General features: G+C 71.5%; 21 protein-coding genes. All 21 read left to right on the plus strand.

Going from position 1 to position 20,231, the window contains the following annotated elements:
• Positions 1-96: biotin/lipoyl attachment domain-containing protein (locus ABD374_RS34915; protein ID WP_486388638.1), on the plus strand; the 96-nt coding region annotated here is incomplete at its 5' end.
• 408 nt (positions 97-504) lie between these two features.
• Positions 505-1,980, plus strand: coding sequence for an FAD-dependent monooxygenase (locus ABD374_RS27245; RefSeq protein WP_344498474.1), 1,476 nt, complete (start codon positions 505-507; stop codon positions 1,978-1,980).
• Between the two features lie 52 nt (positions 1,981-2,032).
• A complete protein-coding gene (locus ABD374_RS27250) occupies positions 2,033-2,362 on the plus strand; it encodes a TcmI family type II polyketide cyclase (RefSeq protein WP_344498476.1) in 330 nt (109 codons plus the stop codon).
• Positions 2,363-2,396: 34 nt separating this feature from the next.
• Positions 2,397-3,668: a beta-ketoacyl-[acyl-carrier-protein] synthase family protein gene (locus tag ABD374_RS27255; RefSeq protein ID WP_344498843.1), complete on the plus strand. Its 1,272-nt coding sequence runs from the start codon at positions 2,397-2,399 to the stop codon at positions 3,666-3,668.
• Entirely contained in the window at positions 3,665-4,882 is a 1,218-nt protein-coding gene (locus tag ABD374_RS27260; protein ID WP_344498478.1) for a ketosynthase chain-length factor, read from the plus strand. Before ABD374_RS27255 ends, ABD374_RS27260 begins: the two co-directional genes overlap by 4 nt.
• Before the next feature lie 117 nt (positions 4,883-4,999).
• Entirely contained in the window at positions 5,000-5,269 is a 270-nt protein-coding gene (locus tag ABD374_RS27265) for an acyl carrier protein (protein ID WP_344498480.1), read from the plus strand.
• A gap of 71 nt (positions 5,270-5,340) precedes the next feature.
• Complete coding sequence (gene fabG / locus ABD374_RS27270; RefSeq protein WP_344498482.1) at positions 5,341-6,126, plus strand: 3-oxoacyl-ACP reductase FabG; 786 nt, start codon at positions 5,341-5,343, stop codon at positions 6,124-6,126.
• A 41-nt stretch (positions 6,127-6,167) separates the two neighbouring features.
• The gene (locus tag ABD374_RS27275) at positions 6,168-7,112 is read left to right on the plus strand and encodes an aromatase/cyclase (protein WP_344498484.1); all 945 of its coding nucleotides are present in this window, start codon (positions 6,168-6,170) and stop codon (positions 7,110-7,112) included.
• Between the two features lie 2 nt (positions 7,113-7,114).
• On the plus strand, positions 7,115-9,493 hold the full coding sequence (locus ABD374_RS27280) for an SDR family oxidoreductase (protein WP_344498486.1): 2,379 nt from the start codon (positions 7,115-7,117) through the stop codon (positions 9,491-9,493).
• A 93-nt stretch (positions 9,494-9,586) separates the two neighbouring features.
• Positions 9,587-10,972 (plus strand): MFS transporter, encoded by a 1,386-nt coding sequence (locus ABD374_RS27285; protein ID WP_344498488.1) that lies wholly within the window; start codon positions 9,587-9,589, stop codon positions 10,970-10,972.
• Positions 10,969-11,808 (plus strand): 4'-phosphopantetheinyl transferase family protein, encoded by an 840-nt coding sequence (locus ABD374_RS27290; protein WP_344498490.1) that lies wholly within the window; start codon positions 10,969-10,971, stop codon positions 11,806-11,808. Before ABD374_RS27285 ends, ABD374_RS27290 begins: the two co-directional genes overlap by 4 nt.
• Complete coding sequence (locus ABD374_RS27295) at positions 11,763-13,328, plus strand: acyl-CoA carboxylase subunit beta (protein ID WP_344498492.1); 1,566 nt, start codon at positions 11,763-11,765, stop codon at positions 13,326-13,328. The genes ABD374_RS27290 and ABD374_RS27295 overlap by 46 nt, the downstream gene beginning before the upstream one ends.
• Before the next feature lie 46 nt (positions 13,329-13,374).
• Positions 13,375-14,319 (plus strand): SCO6745 family protein, encoded by a 945-nt coding sequence (locus ABD374_RS27300; RefSeq protein ID WP_344498494.1) that lies wholly within the window; start codon positions 13,375-13,377, stop codon positions 14,317-14,319.
• A 182-nt stretch (positions 14,320-14,501) separates the two neighbouring features.
• Positions 14,502-15,227 carry a class I SAM-dependent methyltransferase gene (locus ABD374_RS27305; RefSeq protein ID WP_344498496.1) on the plus strand — a complete coding sequence of 242 codons (726 nt, stop codon included), beginning with the start codon at positions 14,502-14,504 and terminating at the stop codon, positions 15,225-15,227.
• A 46-nt stretch (positions 15,228-15,273) separates the two neighbouring features.
• Entirely contained in the window at positions 15,274-16,137 is an 864-nt protein-coding gene (locus ABD374_RS27310) for an NAD(P)H-binding protein (protein WP_344498498.1), read from the plus strand.
• 54 nt (positions 16,138-16,191) lie between these two features.
• Positions 16,192-16,845: a hypothetical protein gene (locus tag ABD374_RS27315; RefSeq protein ID WP_344498500.1), complete on the plus strand. Its 654-nt coding sequence runs from the start codon at positions 16,192-16,194 to the stop codon at positions 16,843-16,845.
• A gap of 94 nt (positions 16,846-16,939) precedes the next feature.
• Entirely contained in the window at positions 16,940-17,575 is a 636-nt protein-coding gene (locus ABD374_RS27320) for a DsbA family oxidoreductase (protein ID WP_344498502.1), read from the plus strand.
• Positions 17,576-17,650: 75 nt separating this feature from the next.
• Positions 17,651-18,598, plus strand: a complete 948-nt coding sequence (locus ABD374_RS27325; RefSeq protein ID WP_344498504.1) for a hypothetical protein — start codon at positions 17,651-17,653, stop codon at positions 18,596-18,598.
• Positions 18,599-18,745: 147 nt separating this feature from the next.
• Positions 18,746-18,988 carry an acyl-CoA carboxylase epsilon subunit gene (locus ABD374_RS27330; protein ID WP_344498845.1) on the plus strand — a complete coding sequence of 81 codons (243 nt, stop codon included), beginning with the start codon at positions 18,746-18,748 and terminating at the stop codon, positions 18,986-18,988.
• A gap of 55 nt (positions 18,989-19,043) precedes the next feature.
• Complete coding sequence (locus tag ABD374_RS27335) at positions 19,044-19,991, plus strand: alpha/beta fold hydrolase (RefSeq protein WP_344498506.1); 948 nt, start codon at positions 19,044-19,046, stop codon at positions 19,989-19,991.
• Positions 19,992-20,047: 56 nt separating this feature from the next.
• Positions 20,048-20,173 carry a hypothetical protein gene (locus tag ABD374_RS27340; protein ID WP_344498508.1) on the plus strand — a complete coding sequence of 42 codons (126 nt, stop codon included), beginning with the start codon at positions 20,048-20,050 and terminating at the stop codon, positions 20,171-20,173.
• The last annotated feature ends 58 nt before the right edge of the window (positions 20,174-20,231 follow it).

Here is a 20,231-nt window from a genome sequence, read left to right on the forward strand (position 1 = left end):
CTCAACGCCCACCGCTCCGGCACCGTCAAGGGCCTGGCCGTCGAGATCGGCGCCTCCCTGACCTCCGGCGCCGTCATCTGCGAGATCAAGGACTGACACCCGGCCCGGACACCCCTCGGCCGCGCCACGCGGTCGAGGGGTGTCGGCGTCGATTCCAGAAACTTTTGCGGGCGGCCGGGAGATTTTCTTTCCGCGGACTCCTGATATTTATCTCAAGTCTTTCTCGGATGCCGCAGTGCGTATGGCCGCCCCGGCGGCCGGAACAGCGGGTTTGCATTCCTCTGACACTTCCCTCACCTGCTTCTTTCCCGTGTGCAGTTGCATGAGGAAATATCACGCAGGCATGAAGAGGTGCGTCTTGAAATTCTTTTGCCGGGCGAACAGGCTCATCAATAGCTTCTGTTGCTCCGTCGTGAGCTGCATGTGATCCGGCATGTGCGGGCCATTGGGCCGCCGATGCTCCAACCCTTTGAAGGAACCCCTGAGATGGTCGAGGAGAGGTATATGGACGCTGCAGTGATTGTCGTGGGCGCGGGTCCCGCCGGGATGATGCTCGCCGGTGAACTGCGGCTCGCGGGAGTCGATGTCGTCGTCCTGGAGCGGCTCACGGAGCGCACCGGAGAATCGCGGGGGCTGGGATTCACCGCACGCACCATGGAGGTCTTCGACCAGCGGGGGATACTCTCCCGGTTCGGCGAGATCGAGACCAGCAACCAGGGGCACTTCGGCGGCCTGCCCATCGACTTCGGTGTCCTGGAAGGCGCCCTGCAGGCGGCCAAGACCGTACCGCAGTCCGTCACCGAGACACATCTCGAGGAGTGGGCCACCAGTCTGGGGGCCGACATCCGGCGAGGCCACGAGGTCCTTTCCCTGACGGACGGGGGCGACGCCGTCGAGGTCGAGGTCCGCGGCCCCGCGGGCACCCACCAGCTGCGCGCCGCCTACCTGGTGGGCTGCGACGGCGGGCGCAGCGCGGTGCGCAAGGCGGCCGGGTTCGACTTCCCCGGCACCGCCGCCACGATGGAGATGTTCCTCGCCGACATCAAGGGCGTCGACATCCAGCCCCGCATGATCGGCGAGACGCTGCCCGGCGGCATGGTCATGGCCGGCCCGCTGCCCGGCGACACCACCCGCATCATCGTCTGCGAGCGCGGCACCCCGCCGCAGCGCAGGGAGGTCCCGCCGTCCTTCGAGGAAGTCGCCGACGCGTGGAAGCGGCTGACCGGCGACGACATCTCGCACGCCGAGCCGGTATGGGTCAGCTCCTTCGGCAACGCCACCCGCCAGGTCACCGAGTACCGCCGGGGGCGCGTCATCCTGGCCGGCGACTCCGCGCACATCCACCTCCCGGCCGGTGGACAGGGCATGAACACCAGCATCCAGGACGCGGTCAACCTGGGCTGGAAGCTCGCCGCCGTCGTGAAGGGCTGGGCACCGCAGGGCCTTCTCGACACGTATCACAGCGAGCGCCACGCGGTCGGCAAGCGGCTGCTGATGAACACCCAGGCCCAGGGGCTGCTCTTCCTCAGCGGCCCGGAGGTGCAGCCGCTGCGCGACGTGCTCACCGAACTCCTCGCCTACGAAGAGGTCGCCCAGCACCTGGCCGCCATGGTGAGCGGCCTGGAGATCACCTACGACGTCGGCGCCGGCACCCACCCGCTGCTCGGCAGGCGGATGCCGCACCTGGAACTGGTCGGTGACGTCCGGAAGACCAGCAGTACCGAACTCCTGCACTCCGCCCGCGGCGTGCTGCTCGACCTCGAGGACAACCCGCGCCTGCGGCGCAGGGCCGCGGGCTGGACCGACCGGGTGGACATCGTCACTGCCGGGCCGCACGCGGTCAGCCGCGCCAGTGGCCTCCGGGGGACCTCGGCCGTGCTGGTCCGTCCCGACGGCTATGTCGCCTGGGCCGCACCGGGCAGCCACCACGACCTGCCGACGGCTCTGGAGACCTGGTTCGGAGCGCCTCGCCCGGTCTGAACCCCGCCCGGCCCCCTCGTACCTCCTCGACGACCCACGGAAGAGAGAACAGATGCACAGCACCCTGATCGTGGCCCGGATGGACCTCGAGTCGAGCGCCGAAGTCGGCAAGCTCTTCGCGGAGTTCGACCGGAGCGAGATGCCGCACCGCATGGGCACCCGGCGCCGCCAGCTGTTCGCCTACAAGGGCCTGTACTTCCACCTGCAGGACTTCGACGCGGACAACGGCGGAGAACTGATCGAGGACGCCAAGACGGACCCGAGATTCGTGCAGATCAGCCAGGACCTCAAGCCGTTCATCGGAGCTTACGACCCGGCGACCTGGCGGTCCCCGGCCGATGCGATGGCCACCCGCTTCTACGACTGGACGGCTTCCGCATGAGCCCGCAGCACGCCGACACGAGGGGAGGCGACCACTGATGGGACGCCGGGTAGTGATCACAGGGGTCGGAGTGCTGGCACCGGGCGGTATCGGTGCCAAGAACTTCTGGAGTCTGCTGAGCGAAGGCCGCACCGCGACCCGGGCGATCACCTTCTTCGACCCCTCCTCGTTCCGTTCCCGGATCGCGGCCGAGGTGGACTTCGACCCGCGACTGCACGGGCTGTCCCCGCAGGAGATCCGTCGCATGGACCGCGCCGCCCAGTTCGGCGTGGTCACCGCCCGCGAGGCGCTCGCCGACAGCGGCCTCGACCTCGCCGGGTTCGACCCCCACCGCACCGGTGTGACCATCGGCAGCGCGGTCGGCGCGACCACCGGGCTCGACGACGAGTACCGCGTGGTGAGCGACGACGGCCGGCTCGACCTGGTCGACCACACCTACGCCCCGCAGCACCTGTACAACTACTTCGTACCCAGCTCGATCTCGGCCGAAGTGGCCTGGGCGGTAGGCGCCGAGGGGCCGGCCACCGTGGTCTCCACCGGCTGCACCTCCGGCATCGACTCGGTCGGCCACGCCGCCGAGCTGATCCGCGAGGGCACCGCCGACGTCATGATCACCGGCGCGACGGACGCCCCGATCTCCCCGATCACGATGGCGTGCTTCGACGCCATCAAGGCGACCACCCCGCGCAACGACGACCCCGAGCACGCCTCGCGGCCCTTCGACGGCACCCGCAACGGCTTCGTGCTCGGTGAGGGCTCCGCCGTGTTCGTCCTGGAGGAGCTGCACAGCGCGCGCAAGCGCGGTGCGCACATCTACGCCGAGATAGCCGGGTACGCCTCCCGCTGCAACGCCTTCCACATGACCGGGCTGCGCCCCGACGGCCGGGAGATGGCCGAGGCCATCACGGTGGCGCTGGGCGAGGCGCGGATGAACCCCGAGTCCGTCGACTACATCAACGCGCACGGCTCGGGCACCAAGCAGAACGACCGCCACGAGACCGCGGCCTTCAAGCTCAGCCTCGGCGAGCACGCCTACCGCACGCCGGTCAGTTCCATCAAGTCGATGGTGGGCCATTCGCTGGGCGCGATCGGATCGATCGAGATCGCCGCCTCCGTGCTCGCGATGGAGAACCAGGTGGTGCCGCCCACCGCCAACCTGCACACCCCCGACCCGGAGTGCGACCTGGACTACGTGCCGCTCACCGCACGCGAGCAGCGCACCGACACGGTGCTCACGGTCGGCAGCGGATTCGGCGGGTTCCAGAGCGCGATGGTGCTGGCCCGTCCCGAGAGGAGCGCCGCATGAGCGCCAGGACAGTGATCACCGGCATCGGCGTCGCCACCCCCAACGGGCTCGGCGTCGACGCCTTCTGGTCCGCGACCCGGGTCGGCAAGAACGCCATCGGCCGCGTCACCCGCTTCGACCCGACCCCCTACCCGTCGCAACTGGCCGGTGAGATACGCGACTTCGTCGCCGAGGAGCTCCTGCCCAGCAGGCTGATCCCGCAGACGGACCGGATGACCCGGCTCGCCCTGGTCGCCGCGGACTGCGCCTTCAAGGACGCGGGCATACAGCCCGGCGACATCCCCGAGTTCGACATGGGTGTCGTCACCGCCTCCACGGCGGGCGGCTTCGAGTTCGGCCAGAACGAGCTCAAGAAACTGTGGAGCCAGGGCAGCGAGTACGTCAGCGCCTACCAGTCCTTCGCCTGGTTCTACGCGGTCAACAGCGGCCAGATCTCCATCCGCAACGGCATGCGGGGTCCCAGCGGTGTGGTCGTCAGCGACCACGCGGGCGGCCTCGACGCGATCGCCCAGGCCCGCCGGCAGATCCGCAAGGGCAGCAAGCTGATCTTTTCCGGCGGATTCGACGCGCCGGTCTGCACCTGGGGCTGGGTCGCGCAGATCGCCGGCGGCCGGCTGTCCACCAGCAGCGACCCCGACCGGGCCTACCTGCCCTTCGACGCGGCCGCCGACGGCTACGTGCCCGGCGAGGGCGGCGCGCTGATCACCCTGGAGGACGAGCATGCGGCCCGCGAGCGCGGCGCGCAGAACCTCTACGGCGAGATCGCCGGATACGGGTCGACCTTCGACCCGAAACCGGGAACCGGCCGTGAGCCCGGACTGCGCCGCGCCATCGAAGTGGCGCTCGCGGACGCCGGCGTCGAGGCGGACCAGGTCGACGTGGTGTTCGCCGACGCCGCGGGCACCCCGCGGCTGGACCGCGAGGAGGCCGACGCCATCAGCGCCGTCTTCGGCCCTTCCGGGGTGCCGGTCACCGCGCCCAAGACGATGACCGGCCGGCTCTACTCCGGCGCCGCTCCGGTGGACGTGGTCTCCGCCGTGCTGGCCATCCGCGAGGGCCTGATCCCGCCCACCACCAATGTGGAGCTGTCGCCCGAATACGCCATCGACCTGGTGACCGGACAGCCCCGGACCGCCCCGGTGCGCACCGCGCTGATCCTCGCCCGCGGCTACGGCGGCTTCAACTCCGCCCTGGTCGTCCGGGCCACCGACTGACCCCACGGCCCGGCCCACCGCCGTCCGCGTCCCCCCGGGGGCGGGGACGGCGGGCACCCCACCCCCACCTCCTCCGCAGCCGCGCACCCGGCTGCGTACGACCGACGAAGGAATCCCATGGCAGAGCAGGAATTCACCATAGAGGCCCTCAAGCAGATCCTGCTGGAGAGCGCCGGAGCCGACGAGAACATCGACCTCGACGGCGACATCCTCGACACCGACTTCGAGGCGCTGGGCTACGAGTCGCTGGCCCTGCTGGAGACCGGCGGCCGGATCGAGCGCGAGTACGGCATCTCCCTGGACGACGACATCTTCACCGACCACCGCACCCCGCGCGCCCTGGTCGCGGCGGTCAACACCTGCCTCAAGGACGCCGTCACCGCCTGACAGCCCGCTCGCGGCCGCCGTACAGCCCGCGGCGGCCGCTCCTGGACACGAGCACCCACCGGAGAAGAGACATGACGCAACAGGACCAGCCCGTAGCCCTCGTCACCGGCGCGACCAGCGGAATCGGGCTCGCCGTCGCCCGCCTCCTGGCCGGCCGGGGGCACCGGGTGTTCATCGGCGCGCGCAACGCCGAGAACGTCGCCGCCACCATCAAGCAGCTCCAGGACGAAGGCCTCCAGGTCGACGGCACCACCCTCGACGTCCGCTCGTCCGCCGACGCCCGCGCCTTCGTGCAGGCCGCCGTCGAGCGCTTCGGCACCGTGGACGTACTGGTCAACAACGCCGGTCGCAGCGGCGGGGGGATCACCGCCGACATCGACGACGAGCTGTGGAACGACGTCATCGAGACCAACCTCAACAGCGTGTTCCGGCTGACCCGCGAGGTGCTCACCACCGGTGGGCTGCGCCACAAGAACCGCGGCCGGATCATCAACATCGCCTCCACCGCCGGCAAGCAGGGCGTCGTCCTCGGCGCCCCGTACTCGGCCTCCAAGCACGGCGTCGTCGGCTTCACCAAGGCGCTCGGCAACGAGCTGGCCCCCACCGGCATCACCGTCAACGCGGTCTGCCCCGGCTACGTCGAGACGCCGATGGCCCAGCGCGTCCGGCAGGGCTACGCGGCCGCGTACGACGCCACCGAGGAGGCGATCCTCGAGAAGTTCCAGGCGAAGATCCCGCTGGGCCGCTACTCCACCCCCGAGGAGGTGGCCGGCCTCGTCGGCTACCTGGCCTCCGACACCGCCGCCTCCATCACCTCCCAGGCCCTCAACGTCTGCGGTGGACTCGGCAACTTCTGAGCCGGCCCCGAGAAACGAACCCGAACCCGAGGAGTACGACCATGCCGCAGCCCGGCCCGCGCGAGGTGGAGCACGAGATCACGGTCTCGGCCCCGGCCACCGCCGTCTACCGGTTGATCGCCGAGGTGCAGAACTGGCCGAGGATCTTCCCGCCGACCATCCACGTCGACCACGTCGAGAAGAGCGGGCGCACCGAGCGCATCCGCATCTGGGCCACCGCCAACGGCGAGGCCAAGAACTGGACGTCGCATCGCACCCTCGATCCGGAACAGCTACGGATCACCTTCCGCCAGGAGGTCTCCGCGCCCCCGGTCGCCTCGATGGGCGGCACCTGGGTCATCGAGCCGCTCTCCGGGTCCACCGCCCGGGTCCGGCTGCTGCACGACTACCGGGCCGTCGACGACGACCCGCAGAGCCTGCGGTGGATCGACGAGGCCGTCGACCGCAACTCCCGCTCCGAGCTGGCCGCGCTCAAGACGAACGTCGAGCTGGCCCACGCGGCCGAGGAGCTGACCTTCTCCTTCGAGGACACGGTCCATGTCGCGGGCTCGGCCAAGGACGTCTACGACTTCGTCAACGAGGCCCACCTGTGGCCCGAGCGGCTCCCGCACGTGGCCACCGTCCGGCTCGACGAGGACACCCCGGGCCTGCAGACGCTGGAGATGGACACCCGGGCCAAGGACGGTTCGGTGCACACCACCAAGTCCTACCGGGTGACCTTCCCGCACCAGAAGATCGCCTACAAGCAGGTCACCCTGCCGGCGCTGATGACCCTGCACACCGGTTACTGGACGTTCGCGGAGAGCGGTGCCGGGGTCGCCGCGTCCTCGCAGCACACGGTCACCCTCAACACCGCGAACATCACCCGGATCCTGGGCGCCGACGCGACCGTCGCCGACGCCCGGGAGTACGTACGGACAGCCCTGAGCACCAACAGCCGCGCCACCTTGAACCACGCCAAGGACTACGCGGAAGCCAAGGTCTGATCATGGGGGAGGACCGCACCAGCACTCAGGTGATCGTGGTCGGCGCGGGCCCGGTCGGGCTCATGCTCGCCGGGGAGCTGCGGCTGGCCGGCGCGGACGTGGTGGTCCTCGAAAAGCTCACCGCGCCGACCACCGAGTCGCGGGCGTCCACCTTGCACGCCCGCACCATGGAGATCCTCGACAGCCGGGGCCTGCTGCGGCAGCTCGGCGACGTGCCGAACGACCGCAAGGGCCACTTCGGGGGCATCCCGCTCGACCTCACGCTCCCCAGCCGTTACCCGGGCCAGTGGAAGGTCCTGCAGACCCGGATCGAGGAGCTGCTGGGCCGGTGGGCGCAGGACCTGGGTGCGGACGTCCGGCGCGGTCACGAGCTGACCGGGCTGACCGTGACCGGGGAGCACGCCGAAGCCGAGGCGCGCCTCCCGGACGGCACGACGGCGTCCTTCCGGGCCCTGTGCGTCGTCGGCTGCGACGGCGAGAACAGCGCCGTGCGCCGCCTGGGAGGTTTCGACTTCCCCGGCACCGACGCCACCCGTGACATGCTGCGTGCCGACGTGGCCGGCATCGACGTCCCCGACCGCCGCTTCGAGCGGCTGGAGGGCGGACTCGCCGTCGCCGCCCGGCGTCCCGACGGCGTGACCCGGGTGATGGTGCACGAGTTCGGTGCCCGGCCGCGCGGCGCGCAACCGGACTTCGCGGATGTCGCCGACACCTGGAAGCGCGTCACCGGGGAGGACATCGGCGCGGGAACCCCGCTGTGGGTGAACTCCTTCGGTGACGCCTCCCGACAGGCCGGCCGCTACCGCGACCACCGGCTCTTCCTGGCCGGTGACGCGGCGCACCAGCAGATGCCGATCGGCGGCCAGGCCCTCAACCTGGGCCTGCAGGACGCGGTCAACCTCGGCTGGAAGCTGGCCGCCCAGGTGCGGCAGCGGGGGCCCGACGGCCTGCTCGACAGCTACCACGGCGAGCGGCACGCCGTCGGGCAGCGGGTCCTGAACAACATCAGGGCACAGGCGCTGCTGCTGCTCGGTTCCGCCGAGGTCGAGCCGGTCCGGCAGGTCTTCGCCGAACTGGCCGCGGGCAGCGAGAACGTACGCGCACACCTGGCCGGAACGATCTCCGGTCTCGACATCCGTTACGACGTGGGACCCGGCCGGCACCCGCTGCTCGGCCGCCGCCTTCCGCACGCGGACATCACGACCACCGAGTCCACCACCACCAGCACCTCCCTGCTGCGCAGCGGGCGCGGTGTGCTGCTCCTCCTGCCGGGCGACGACGCCCGCCGCGAGGAACTGCGCACCCTCGCCGCCCCCTGGGCGGACCTGGTGCGCACGGTGACGGCCACCTCCGTGTCCGAGGACCTGGCGGCGCCGGACACCGGCGCCCTCCTGGTGCGGCCCGACGGCCATGTGGTGTGGGCCGGCACCGGCGACACGGACCTGACGACGGCCCTGAACCGCTGGTTCGGACAGCCACCCCGAGCGACCGGGGTCCCGGCCGCGCAAGGGGCTCCGGTGCCCGCGCGGCTCCCGGACACGGCCCCCCTCACAGCACCGCACACCGTCCCCGTCACAGCACCGGCACCGGCACCGGCGAAGAAGAATCGGAGAACAGACATGAACAGGCTCACGGGCAAGACCGCGCTCGTCACGGGATCGAGCCGCGGCATGGGCCGTGCGGCCGCCCTGCGGCTGGCGCAGGAGGGCGCGCTCGTCGCCGTCCACTACACCGCCAACCGGGAAGCGGCCGACGACGTCGTCACCCTGATCGAGAAGGACGGCGGCCGGGCCTTCACCGTCCGCGCGGAGCTGGGCGTTCCCGGCGACGTCCACGAGCTGTTCCTGGGCCTGGAGAGCGGGTTGCGGGAGCGCACCGGAACGACCGGCCTCGACATCCTGGTCAACAACGCGGGCGTCATGGGCGGCGTCAAGCCCGAGGACACCACGCCCGAGAAGTTCGACCAGCTCTTCGCGGTCAACGCCAAGGCGCCGTTCTTCCTCATCCAGCGGGCCCTGAAGAACATGCCCGACGGTGGGCGCATCATCAACATCACCTCCGGCCTCACCCGTTTCGCGAACCCGGACGAGATCGCATATGCGATGACCAAGGGCGCCGTCGACCAGCTCGCGCTGCACTTCGCCAAGTACCTCGGACCGCGCAACATCACCATCAACAGCGTGGCGCCCGGCATCACCCGCAACGACAACCCCGTCTTCGGCATCCCCGAGGCGGTCGAGCAGATGGCGCAGCTTTCCGCGTTCAACCGGATCGGCGAGCCGGAGGACGTGGCCGATGTGGTGGCCTTCCTCGCCACCGACGAGGCCCGCTGGATCACCGGCTCCTTCGTGGACGCCACCGGGGGCACGCTGCTCGGTTGAAGCGACCGGCACACCGAGGCGGCCGGCGGACCCCCGCCGGCCGGCCACCCCCTTCCCCTGCCAGTCACCCAGCCACTACGGCGGAACGGGACCATGACACCTCCGACGACGCCCCGGCCCCCGGCCGTGCCGGACACGACGAGCGGGCAGTGGAGCCCGGCCCTGTGGGGCCTGCTGTTCGTGCTCGCGGGCAACATGCTCATCGACGCCCTCGAAGTGTCCGTGGCGCTGGTGGCGCTGCCCGCCGTCGGCGGCGACCTCGGCCTGCCCGTGGCGCAACTGCAGTGGGTGGTCAGCGGGTTCGCCGTCGGGTTCGGCGGGCTGCTGCTCTTCGGCGGGCGCCTGGTGACGCTGCTCGGACGCCGCCGCGTCTACCTTGCCGCACTCCTCGTCTTCTCCGCCGCGTCGCTGGTGGGCGCCCTCGCGGACAACGGACCGCTGCTGATCGCCACGCGCCTGGTGAAGGGCTTCTGCGCCGCGCTGACCGCGCCCACCGGGCTCGCCATCATCACCTCGGTGTTCCCCGAGGGCCCCGCCCGCGGCAGGGCGGTGTCGGTCTACTCCCTCTTCGGCGCCAGCGGTTTCTCGGCGGGACTGCTGCTCTCGGGGCTGCTCACCGAGGTGAGCTGGCGCTGGACCTTCGCCTTCCCGGCCCCGGTCGCCCTGCTGCTGTTCGCCGCCGGGCTGTGGCTGGTCCCGCACGACGCACCACGCAAGGACACCACCGGGCGGTACGGCGTCACGAGTGCGCTCAGCCTCACCGGCGCGACGCTGCTGCTGGTGTACGCGATCACCTCCGTACCCGGCACCGGGTGGCAGCATCCGCGTACGGCCGGCGCGTTCGCCCTCGCGGCGCTGCTCGGCGTGGTGTACGTCCGCGGCGAGCTGACGGCGCGGGAGCCGCTGCTGAACCTGGGCCTGCTCTCCCACGGGCCGCTGCTGCGCTCCGCACTCGGTGCCGCGGCGTTCAACGGCTCGTACCTCGGGCTGCTCCTCCTGAGCACCCTGCACCTGCAGCAGCGCGCCGGGTGGAGCCCGCTGGAGACCGGGCTCGCCTTCCTGCCGGCCAGCGTCCCGCTCGCGCTCACCGCGCTGCACTCGGGCCGCGTCGCAGCCCGGTTCGGCCCGGCCCGGCTGATCGCGGCCGGTGCCGCCGCCGCACCCCTCGGCTACCTGCTCTACCCGCGCGGCGCCCCCGCCGAGGTGCGGTACCTCACCGACGTACTGCCCACCATGCTGCTCGTCGGCGCCGCGTTCGTGCTCGCCTTCACGGCGTTCCACCTCCAGGCCACCGGCTCGGTCGCCGCCCAGCGGCAGGCGGCGGCGAGCGGGCTGTACCAGACGGCGGTGCAACTGGGCGCCGCGCTCATGGTCGGGCTGACCTCCGCGCTGTACACCGTGGGATACGGCCCCGCCCTGGGGCTGCTCACGGCCGTCGGCCTGGCCGGCTTCCTCGTCGCGCTGCGCGGCCTGCGGTGAACGGACCCGCCGGCGCACCGGGCCCCGCCGTCTCCCCGGACCGGCTCGACCTGTGGCTGGTGCACGGCCCCCCGCAGAGCGAAGCGACAGCGCCCGGCCTCCCGGAAATCGACTTCACGGGGCCCGGCTTCTCGGAACTCGACGCCACCGAGCGGCGCCGGGCGGAATCCTTTGTCCGTCCGGCCCAGGCGCTGCTCTACGCGACCGCCCATGTCGCGCTGCGCCGGCTGCTGGGCCGCTACACGGGCGTCGCGCCCCAAGACGTACGGTTCGTCTGCGAGCCCTGCCCCGGCTGCGGCGGGGCGCACGGCCGCCCGGCCCTGGCCCGGACTGCGCCGCCCCTGCACTTCTCCCTCTCCCACAGCGCCGGTCTGGCCCTCGTCGGCATCGCGGCCGTCCCCGTCGGCGTGGACGTGGAGCGGCTGCCCCGCGAGGAGACCGTCGAGGTCTGCGCCCCGGCGCTGCACCCGCGAGAGCGCGCCGAGCTGGCGCGGATCCCCCGCGGGGAGAGGAGCGAGCCGTTCGGCCGGCTCTGGACCCGCAAGGAGGCCTACCTCAAAGGCATCGGAACGGGGCTGAGCCGCTCTCCGGCCCACGACTACCTCGGCGCCGACCGCGGCGGGCACCCGCCCGGCTGGGCCGTGTTCGACGTCGCCTGCCCCCCTACGCACGCCGCCGCGGCCGCCGTCCGGGGGCCCGCCCCCCGGACGGTCGGGATCCACCGGCTGGAGCTGACCGACGGCGCCCTCGCCACCGCGGCCACCCCCTACCCACGGAAGGTGCACACCCCATGTCCGGAGCAGAAGAGACGATCCTCTCCCGGGTCGGCAAGCTGACCGACCTCAAGGAATCTGCACGGCGCGGCCCCGATCCGGCCGCCACCGAACGCCAGCACGCCAAGGGAAAGCTGACCGCCCACGAGCGCATCGGACTGCTCCTGGACAAGGGATCGTTCAACGAGGTCGAAGCCCTGCGCAGACACCGGGCGAGCGGTTTCGGCCTGGAGCACAAGAAGCCGTACGGCGACGGCGTCATCACCGGCTGGGGCACCGTGCACGGCCGTACGGTCTTCGTCTACGCCCATGACTTCCGGGTCTTCGGCGGCGCGCTCGGCGAGGCGCACGCGCAGAAGATCCACAAGATCATGGACCTGGCCGAGGCCGCCGGCGCACCGGTGGTCAGCCTCAACGACGGTGCGGGCGCCCGGATCCAGGAGGGCGTCACCGCGCTGGCCGGATACGGCGGCATCTTCCAGCGCAACACCCGCGTCTCCGGTGTCATCCCGCAGATCTCGGTGATGCTCGGCCCCTGCGCGGGCGGCGCCGCCTACAGCCCGGCGCTCACCGACTTCGTGTTCATGGTCCGTGAGACCTCACAGATGTTCATCACCGGACCCGACGTCGTCAAAGCCGTCACCGGTGAGGAGATCAGCCAGAACGGCCTCGGCGGCGCCGACGTCCACGCCGGCGTCTCGGGCGTCGCCCACTTCGCGTACGACGACGAGGAGCACTGCCTCGAGGACGTGCGCTACCTGCTGTCGCTGCTGCCCGCCAACAACCGCGAGCTGGCGCCCGTCGAGCGCTGCGCCGATCCGGCCGACCGGCTCAACGAAGCCCTGCTCGACCTGGTCCCGGCCGAATCGGGGCAGGCGTACGACATCCGCAAGGTCATCGAGGAGATCGCCGACGAGGGCGACTACTTCGAGGTGCACCCGGCCTGGGCGACCAACATCGTCTGCGCGTTCACCCGCCTCGACGGCCATGTCGTCGGCGTCGTCGCCAACCAGCCCGCCTCCATGGCGGGCGTGCTGGACATCGAAGCCTCCGAGAAGGGTGCCCGCTTCGTCCAGTTCTGCGACGCCTTCAACATCCCGCTGGTCACCCTGGTCGACGTACCCGGCTTCCTCCCGGGCGTGGACCAGGAGCACAACGGGATCATCCGGCGCGGCGCCAAGCTGCTGTACGCCTACTGCAACGCCACCGTGCCGCGGATCTCGCTGGTGCTGCGCAAGGCGTACGGCGGCGCCTACATCGTCATGGACTCCCGCTCGATAGGCGCCGACCTGGCACTGGCCTGGCCCACCAACGAGATCGCGGTGATGGGCGCGGAGGGCGCGGCCAACGTGGTCTTCCGCCGCGAGATCAGCGCGGCCGACGACCCGCAGGCCGTACGCGAGCAACGGATCGCGGAGTACAAGGACGAGCTGATGCACCCCTACTACGCGGCCGAACGCGGCCTGATCGACGACGTCATCGACCCGCGCCAGACCCGCGCGGTCCTGATCCGCTCGCTCGGCATGCTGCGCGCCAAGCACGCGGACCTGCCCTCGCGCAAGCACGGCAACCCCCCTCAGTGACCCTCCCCCCCACACCCCTCCCCTCCAACGGAACGGAGCACCGGCCATGTCCCCCTCGCCCGCGCAACCAGCCGCCCGGCGGTGTCAGAACGCGCTGAACGTCCTTCACTCCACGGTGTACTTCAGTCCCGACCTCGGCAGGGAACTGGCCACCAGGGGCGTCGGCGATCCGATGGGCTGCTACCTGGCCGGCCGGGCCGCGGCGCTGGGGAGGGTCGGTCCGGGCGTGGTCACCGCCGTGTTCCACAACTTCCGGTACGACACGGTCGCCCGGCACCTTCCGGCCGTCTGGGAACAGGTGACCCCCGAGGAGGTGCTGGCCGCCCGGCTGCGCGCGGTCGGCTCCACCCTGCGCCGGGTGCTCGGGGCCGGGACCCTCACCGCACGCCCGCTGCGGGAGGCGGCCCGGCTGGCGCTGCGCGCCGTCGAGGGGTGCGGCCGGCCCGGACGTCCGCTCTACGCGGCCCATGCCGACCAGCCCGTACCCGAAGCGCCGCACCTGGCGCTCTGGTACGCGGCCACCTTGCTGCGCGAACACCGCGGCGACAGCCACGTCGCCGCGCTGTCCGCGGCGGGCCTGGACGGAATCGAGGCGCTGGTCTCGCACTGCGCGAGCGACGCGGGAATGCCGCGCGACGCGGTCATGGCCCAGCGCGGCTGGACCCGGCAGGACTGGGCCGCCGCCGAGGACCGGCTGCGCGAGCGCGGACTGATGACCGCCGACGGGGCACTGACCGGGCGGGGACGCCGGCTCCGTACGGAACTGGAGGAGGAGACGGACCGCGCGGACCGCGGTCCGTACCGGCACCTCGGCGCGGCGGGCGTCGCGGAACTCACCCGCCTCGCCGAGGAATTCGGCCGGATCGCCGGAGCGGCCGGAGCCTTTCCCCCGCAGCTCGCCGGATTCTTCCGGCCCGCCGGAGACCCCGCCGAGAACCCGCTCGGGCAGACCGGCACCCGTGGCGTCCCGCTGGATTTGACGCAAGCGTGACAGAGCGGCGGACACATCTGATACGGGAGTCCTTGAACGGCTCTCCGTGACCGAAGAAGCTGGTTGCACAGGCGAAGAAACGCCAACGGACCTGAAAGGCACGGGATATGGCGGACGGTGCTCCGGCGCAGTCGTACAGCACGGGATCACTGACCCGGAATCAATTCTCGCAGCTCGATCAGATGCAGCTGTTCGAGAGGAAATACGATCCGGTGACCCGGGCCGTCGTCGAGTCGCTTCCCGTGGGCCGTGACGGGAAGTGCCTCGAACTGGGCGCCGGAGCCGGGTCGATGTCCTACTGGCTGGCGGAGCGGGTCACCGAGGGCGGCGTACTCGCTGTCGACATCGACACGAGCCGACTGGACGCGGGCCGCGCCGCAAATCTGACGGTTCGTCAAGCAGACATCACATCAGAGGAGTTCGAGGACGGCGCCTACGACCTGGTCCTCGCGCGGGCCGTGCTGGAGCACCTGGAGGACCCCGACGCGCTGCTGGCGCGTGCGGCGCGTTGGCTGGCCCCCGGCGGCTGGCTGGTGGTGGAGGACTTCTACTACCTGCCCGCCGAGCACGCCGCGACCGCCGTGGGGCGCACCCTGGTCGGCGGGTACGTGCGGCGCATGCAGGAGCAGGGGGCCGACATGGGGTGGGCGCGGCACCTGCCCGCCGCACTGGCCCGGGCCGGACTGGCGTCGCCCCAGGTGCGGCTCACGCCTGCGGGCCCCGGCCAGTCCGCCGCCGATGACGAACTGATCGGCCTGCGGCTCAGGCAGGAGGGTCATGCGCTGGTGGACGGCGGCATGGTCACCGCGGACGAACTCGCGGACTTCATGGGCCTGCTGGGGCGTCCGGAGGGGCGGGACATGACGACGCTCATGGTCTCGGCGTGGGCGCAGCGCCCGGCCGGCTGAACTGCCGCGACTCCGATGTCACATCCGTTTCCACGAGGGAGCCATCATGACTGCACGCACTGTTGTCCTGGTCACCGCGGCCACCGGAAATGTCGGGCCGCACGCGGTGGCCCACCTGCTCGACGCCGGTGCCAGGGTCCGCGCCCTGGTCCTCCGGGACGACCCGAACGTCGGCCGTCTGCCGCAGGGCGTCGAGATCTGCTACGGCGACCTCGCCGACCCGGACAGCCTCGACGAGGCCCTGGACGGGGTCGACGGCGTCTTCCTCATGTGGCCCTTCTTCGCCCTCCCGGTCGACACCGCGCCCGCGGTCCTGAAGAAGATCGAGGCGAAAGCACGGCGCGTCGCCTTCGTCTCGTCCGTCGGCGTGCACATCGGCCTCGAACCGGTGGACAACAACTGCCACGCCTACATCGAGCACCTGCTCGAGCGGACGACCCTCGAATGGACGTTCCTGCGGACCACCGGATTCCACTGCAACGCCATGGGGTTCGCCGCCCAGATCCGTACCGGCGACGTGGTGCGGTACCCGTACGGCGCGGCCACCCGCACCTCCGTGGACGAGAGCGACCTCGCCGCCGTCGGCGCCAAGGCGCTCACCAGCGACGGGCACGCCCGGAAGAAGTACCTGGTCTCCGGTCCCGAAGAGCTCTCCCAGGCGGAGCAGGTACGCATCATCGGCGAGGTGATCGGGCGCGAGCTGTCCTGGCAGGACATCGAACACGGCGCCGCTCGGCAGGCGATGGTGGACAGCGGCTGGCCGCCCTCGTACGCGGACGGGGCGCTCGACTACTTCGCGACGCTCACCAAGGAGCCGGAGGTCGGCTCGAAGGTCGTGGAAGAGGTGACCGGCACGCCGGCCCGGACCTTCCGTTCCTGGGCCGCGGAGCGGGCCGATGCCTTCCGCTGAGCGGCGGCGACCGGGCGGCATCAGCCTCATGGACACCACGTACGGAGTTCCGACATGACAGACATCCCCGTGCCCGAGGCCGGTTTCGTCACCTTCGACGTCCTGACGGCCGAGCGGTCCGAGACGGCCGGCGAGCTGGTCGACGCCCTCGTCGCCGAGTCCACGGCGCGGACGCGCCACAGCCCGGGTTTCATCTCCTCCCGCGTCCACGTGAGCGCGGACCGGCGGACGGTGGTGCACCGCGGCCAGTGGCGCGATGCGGCGGACCACTGGACCGCGCTCGCGGGCAGCCGCACCGGTGACGTGCTGACGGCGCTGTCGGGCAGGCCGGACGTACGGGCGGTGACGGCTTTCCGGGGGACTCCGGCCCCCGGCATCGACGGCCCCCGGCTCGGCGGGCGGCCGGAGTACGTGGCCGTCGCCACCCGGCACCTGCGCGGCCGTGAGTCCTTCGACGCCCTGATGGACCTGCTGGCCCGCAGCGGTGCGTGGAAGCGTCACCACCGCGGGTTCATCTCCGCCACGCCGCACATCAGTCCCGACGGCAGGACATTCGTCAACTACGCGATGTGGGCCGACGAGGACTCGTACCACGCGTGGATGGCCGACCCGAGGATCTTCGAGGGGCAGGAGGAGATCGCACGTCTCGAAGGGGCGCCGCCCGAATACGTACTGTGCACCGTGGCCGCCGACATCGCGGCGGCCTGAAACCGCGCCGGGCGACGGGACAACCTCCCCTCGGGGCGATCCGTCGCAGCAGAGCCCGGTTTCCGGACCATTGTGAACCGAAGGGCCGTCAGCAGTGACCACTGCCAAGAACACATCCCTGCGGGTCGAGATCGTCCTCGATCTCACCTGCGTCCACTCCTACATCGGATTCACCCGCTTCGAGCGGGCCGCCGACCGCCACCGCGCGGCGGGCGGGGAGCTCGACGTGGTGTTCCTCCCCTTCCAGGTCTCTCCCGAGGCGCCGCCGGAGGGAATGCCGCTGTCCGAGGTGCACCTCGGTTTCTTCGGCAGCGCGGAACAGGCCGCCCAGGCCACCGCGAACATGGCGGCCGTCGGCGCCAAGGACGGCCTGGAGCTGGACTTCGCGCGCGCCGTGCACGTGAACACCTTCGAGGCCCACCGCCTCCTGGCCGCCGCGGCGGACCAGGGGCTGGGGGAACCGATGGCCGAGCGCCTGTTCCGGGCCTATCTGACCGACGGGCTCAACATCGGCGACCGCGCCACACTCGACCGGCTCGCCGCCGAGACCGGCGTCCGGCCCAGCCCCGGCGGGGCCGAGGAGCTGCGGGCCGAACTGGCCCGGGTGCGGTCCCTCGGTATCCGCTCCGTGCCGGTGTTCCGCTTCGGCGGCGGGGCCTCGGTGGCCGGTGCGCAGCCCGAGGAGACCTTCCGGAACGCACTGGCGGCCGCCGCCGCGGCCGACCGCTGAATCCGATGTTCCGCCGTTCTCGACCACTTCTGCCCTTACCCCGGCAACGTCCTTCCCACCCGTAGGAGCACTCGCATGAGATGGAAGCGCACACGTCATACATGGGCCGCCACCGCCACCGGTGCGCTGCTGGCCCTGACCGCGACGGCGGGCCCGGGCACCGCCGCCGCGGCCCAGCCCGCGGCCCGGTCCGCCGTGACCCAGTCCGCCGCCGAGGAGCAGGGCCGTCAGGTCCTGGAGATCAGGTCCTCCGTCGACGGCATGGACGCGCCGGCCACCGCGCGTCCCGGCCAGGTCACTTTCCGGGTCTCCACCACGGACCCCGCGTCGGGCTGGATATCACTGGTCCGCCCGAAGCCCGGCGTGACCTTCGCAGATTTCCGTTCCTCCCTGCTGAAGATCATCAACGCGGTCGGGCCCGACATCGTCGAGGGCAGCGCCGAGATCCAGCAGAAGGCGGAACTGCTCGGCGGTACGGTCATCCACCCGAACCTTCCGGCGTCCTTCACCAGGACCGTGGAACCGGGCACGTACTGGTTCTTCGACTACCAGCACATCCGGGCCGAGAACCCGCGTCACAGCGTCCTCACGGTCTCCGGCACCGCCGGCACCGCCGCGAAGCCGACTCCCGCCGCCACCCTCACGGGCAAGCTGGTCGACGGCCAGCCGTACTGGGACCTCGACGGCACCGTGCAGGCGGGCCACGCGGTCCGCTTCCGCAACGCCATGCCCGCCGGCCAGAACATCGAAGCCATCTTCTTCCGCCTCGCGGAGGACACCACCGAGGAAGACGTCCGGGCCTACGTCGACGACTTCGGCGACACCGGCGCGTTCCCGGACTACCCCGGCCCCCTCGACCTGGACCAGGGCACCGGTGGCCTGCCCATGAACTCCGGGGAGACCTCGCTGCTCGAACTCACCTTCCAGCCGGGCCGTTACGTGGTGGTCGACTTCTTCAGTGACGCCAAGGACGGCAGCAGCCTCATCAAGCGCGGTCACTGGAAGATCTTCGAGGTGAAGTGAGCTCCAGGCGGTCCCCGGTCCCCGGGGCCCGTCCGCGCGATCGCACCGACCGGGCGTACGGGCCCCGGCACCTTCCCCGGGCCCGTACGTCCCGCTCTCCCGATTTTCCCGCCCAGGACCGCGAAGACGGAGGCGACGGCCATGGACATGTCCCACCTGACTGCTGAGACGTTTCTGCGCATCGAGAACGGCGCCCCCGACGCCGACGAACTGGCCGCGCTCACCGCGGTCCTGCTCGCCCGGGCGGCCGCCCTGGCGGACGGCACCGGCACCGGGACGGACGAAGTCCGGGCCGTCGCCCGCTGGCGCCGGCTGGAGCGCTCCTCCGGCCACCGCACCCCGCGCAGTTGGCGGAGCGCCGCCCCCGGTGGGTACGGAAGAGCCGCGTAGGCAGAGAACTTTTCGACCGCCGGGCCAAGCCTCCCCCCTCAGGAGTACTGATCAGATGGCAGAGCTGTTGGATTCGGGTGTTCCGGAAGTCCGTGGCATCACGCTCGACGCGGGCGGCATCCCGGTCTCGGGCCTGGTCGCCGAGTCATGGCCCCGGCCGCCGCGGGCCGTGGTGGTCGCGGTGCACGGCGGCGGGATGCGGGCCGGTTACTTCGACAGCCGCTCCCGCCCCGGGCTTTCGCTGCTGACCCTCGGTGCGCAGCTCGGATACACCGTGCTGGCCGTGGACCGCCCCGGCTACGGCCGGTCCGCCCCGTACCTGCCCCAGGGGCAGACGCTCCGGGAGCAGGCGGTGACCCTGCATGCCGCGCTGGCCGACTTCGCGGCCACCCACGACACCGGCGCGGGCTTCTTCATGGTCGCCCACTCCAACGGCGGCAAGCTCGCCCTGGCCGCCGCCGCACACGAACGCGGCGATACCCTGCTCGGTCTGGACATATCGGGCCTGGGTAACCGGTTCGCCGTGTACCCGCACCAGTTGCCCGGCGCGACAGGGCACGGTGAGTGGCGCCGCCACTGGGGCGCCCTGCGGCTCTACCCGCCGGACGCCTTCCGGCTCGGCCGCGCCCTGCTGTCGCCGGTGCCGGCCAGTGAGGTGGCGGAGGGGCCGCTGTGGCCCGAGCTGTATCCCGGCATCGCCGCCCGGGTCCGGGTGCCGGTCCGCTTCACGTTCGCCGAGCAGGAGCAGTGGTGGCGGTTCGACGAGGAGGCCGTCGCCGCGCTCAGGCATCCGCTGGCCGCGCCGAAGGTGCTGGTCGACCACCAGCCGGACGCCGGGCACAACATCAGCCTCGGGTGGGCGGCCCGTACGTATCACCTTCGCGCCCTGGCCTTCCTGGAGGAATGCCTCCTGGCCCACGACGCGGCGGTCCCGGAGGTCCGCCGCAGGACCGCAGAGCGGCGGGCGGCGGCCGCCCTGGAGTGTGTGAGCAGTCCGGCCTGAACCGGCCGGTGATCCCTCCGGTCCTTCCGGCAGATCCGAATGAGAGGCAGGCAGAGGTGGGCGCAGATGTCATCGAGAACGGAACCACGCCCCTCGAAGAGCCGCACGCCCCACGGCCCGCGCTCCTCGCCGGCGAGGAGGGGGAGATCCCCGACCGTCACATCTTCCGCGGCACCGACTGACGGGGCCGGCGGACGACAGCGATGACGAGTCACCCCCGCGACCCGGTCCGCCCCCGGG

Source organism: Streptomyces enissocaesilis (assembly GCF_039533765.1).
Lineage (GTDB): Bacteria > Actinomycetota > Actinomycetes > Streptomycetales > Streptomycetaceae > Streptomyces > Streptomyces enissocaesilis.

What these genes read in the sequence shown, in the direction of transcription:
- ABD374_RS27245 (WP_344498474.1), top strand. Translation starts at nt 505, where the DNA reads ATGGACGCTGCAGTGATTGTCGTGGGCGCGGGTCCCGCCGGGATGATG.
- ABD374_RS27250 (WP_344498476.1), top strand. Translation starts at nt 2,033, where the DNA reads ATGCACAGCACCCTGATCGTGGCCCGGATGGACCTCGAGTCGAGCGCC.
- ABD374_RS27260 (WP_344498478.1), top strand. Translation starts at nt 3,665, where the DNA reads ATGAGCGCCAGGACAGTGATCACCGGCATCGGCGTCGCCACCCCCAAC.
- ABD374_RS27265 (WP_344498480.1), top strand. Translation starts at nt 5,000, where the DNA reads ATGGCAGAGCAGGAATTCACCATAGAGGCCCTCAAGCAGATCCTGCTG.
- fabG (WP_344498482.1), top strand. Translation starts at nt 5,341, where the DNA reads ATGACGCAACAGGACCAGCCCGTAGCCCTCGTCACCGGCGCGACCAGC.
- ABD374_RS27275 (WP_344498484.1), top strand. Translation starts at nt 6,168, where the DNA reads ATGCCGCAGCCCGGCCCGCGCGAGGTGGAGCACGAGATCACGGTCTCG.
- ABD374_RS27280 (WP_344498486.1), top strand. Translation starts at nt 7,115, where the DNA reads ATGGGGGAGGACCGCACCAGCACTCAGGTGATCGTGGTCGGCGCGGGC.
- ABD374_RS27285 (WP_344498488.1), top strand. Translation starts at nt 9,587, where the DNA reads ATGACACCTCCGACGACGCCCCGGCCCCCGGCCGTGCCGGACACGACG.
- ABD374_RS27295 (WP_344498492.1), top strand. Translation starts at nt 11,763, where the DNA reads ATGTCCGGAGCAGAAGAGACGATCCTCTCCCGGGTCGGCAAGCTGACC.
- ABD374_RS27300 (WP_344498494.1), top strand. Translation starts at nt 13,375, where the DNA reads ATGTCCCCCTCGCCCGCGCAACCAGCCGCCCGGCGGTGTCAGAACGCG.
- ABD374_RS27305 (WP_344498496.1), top strand. Translation starts at nt 14,502, where the DNA reads ATGCAGCTGTTCGAGAGGAAATACGATCCGGTGACCCGGGCCGTCGTC.
- ABD374_RS27310 (WP_344498498.1), top strand. Translation starts at nt 15,274, where the DNA reads ATGACTGCACGCACTGTTGTCCTGGTCACCGCGGCCACCGGAAATGTC.
- ABD374_RS27315 (WP_344498500.1), top strand. Translation starts at nt 16,192, where the DNA reads ATGACAGACATCCCCGTGCCCGAGGCCGGTTTCGTCACCTTCGACGTC.
- ABD374_RS27325 (WP_344498504.1), top strand. Translation starts at nt 17,651, where the DNA reads ATGAGATGGAAGCGCACACGTCATACATGGGCCGCCACCGCCACCGGT.
- ABD374_RS27330 (WP_344498845.1), top strand. Translation starts at nt 18,746, where the DNA reads ATGTCCCACCTGACTGCTGAGACGTTTCTGCGCATCGAGAACGGCGCC.
- ABD374_RS27335 (WP_344498506.1), top strand. Translation starts at nt 19,044, where the DNA reads ATGGCAGAGCTGTTGGATTCGGGTGTTCCGGAAGTCCGTGGCATCACG.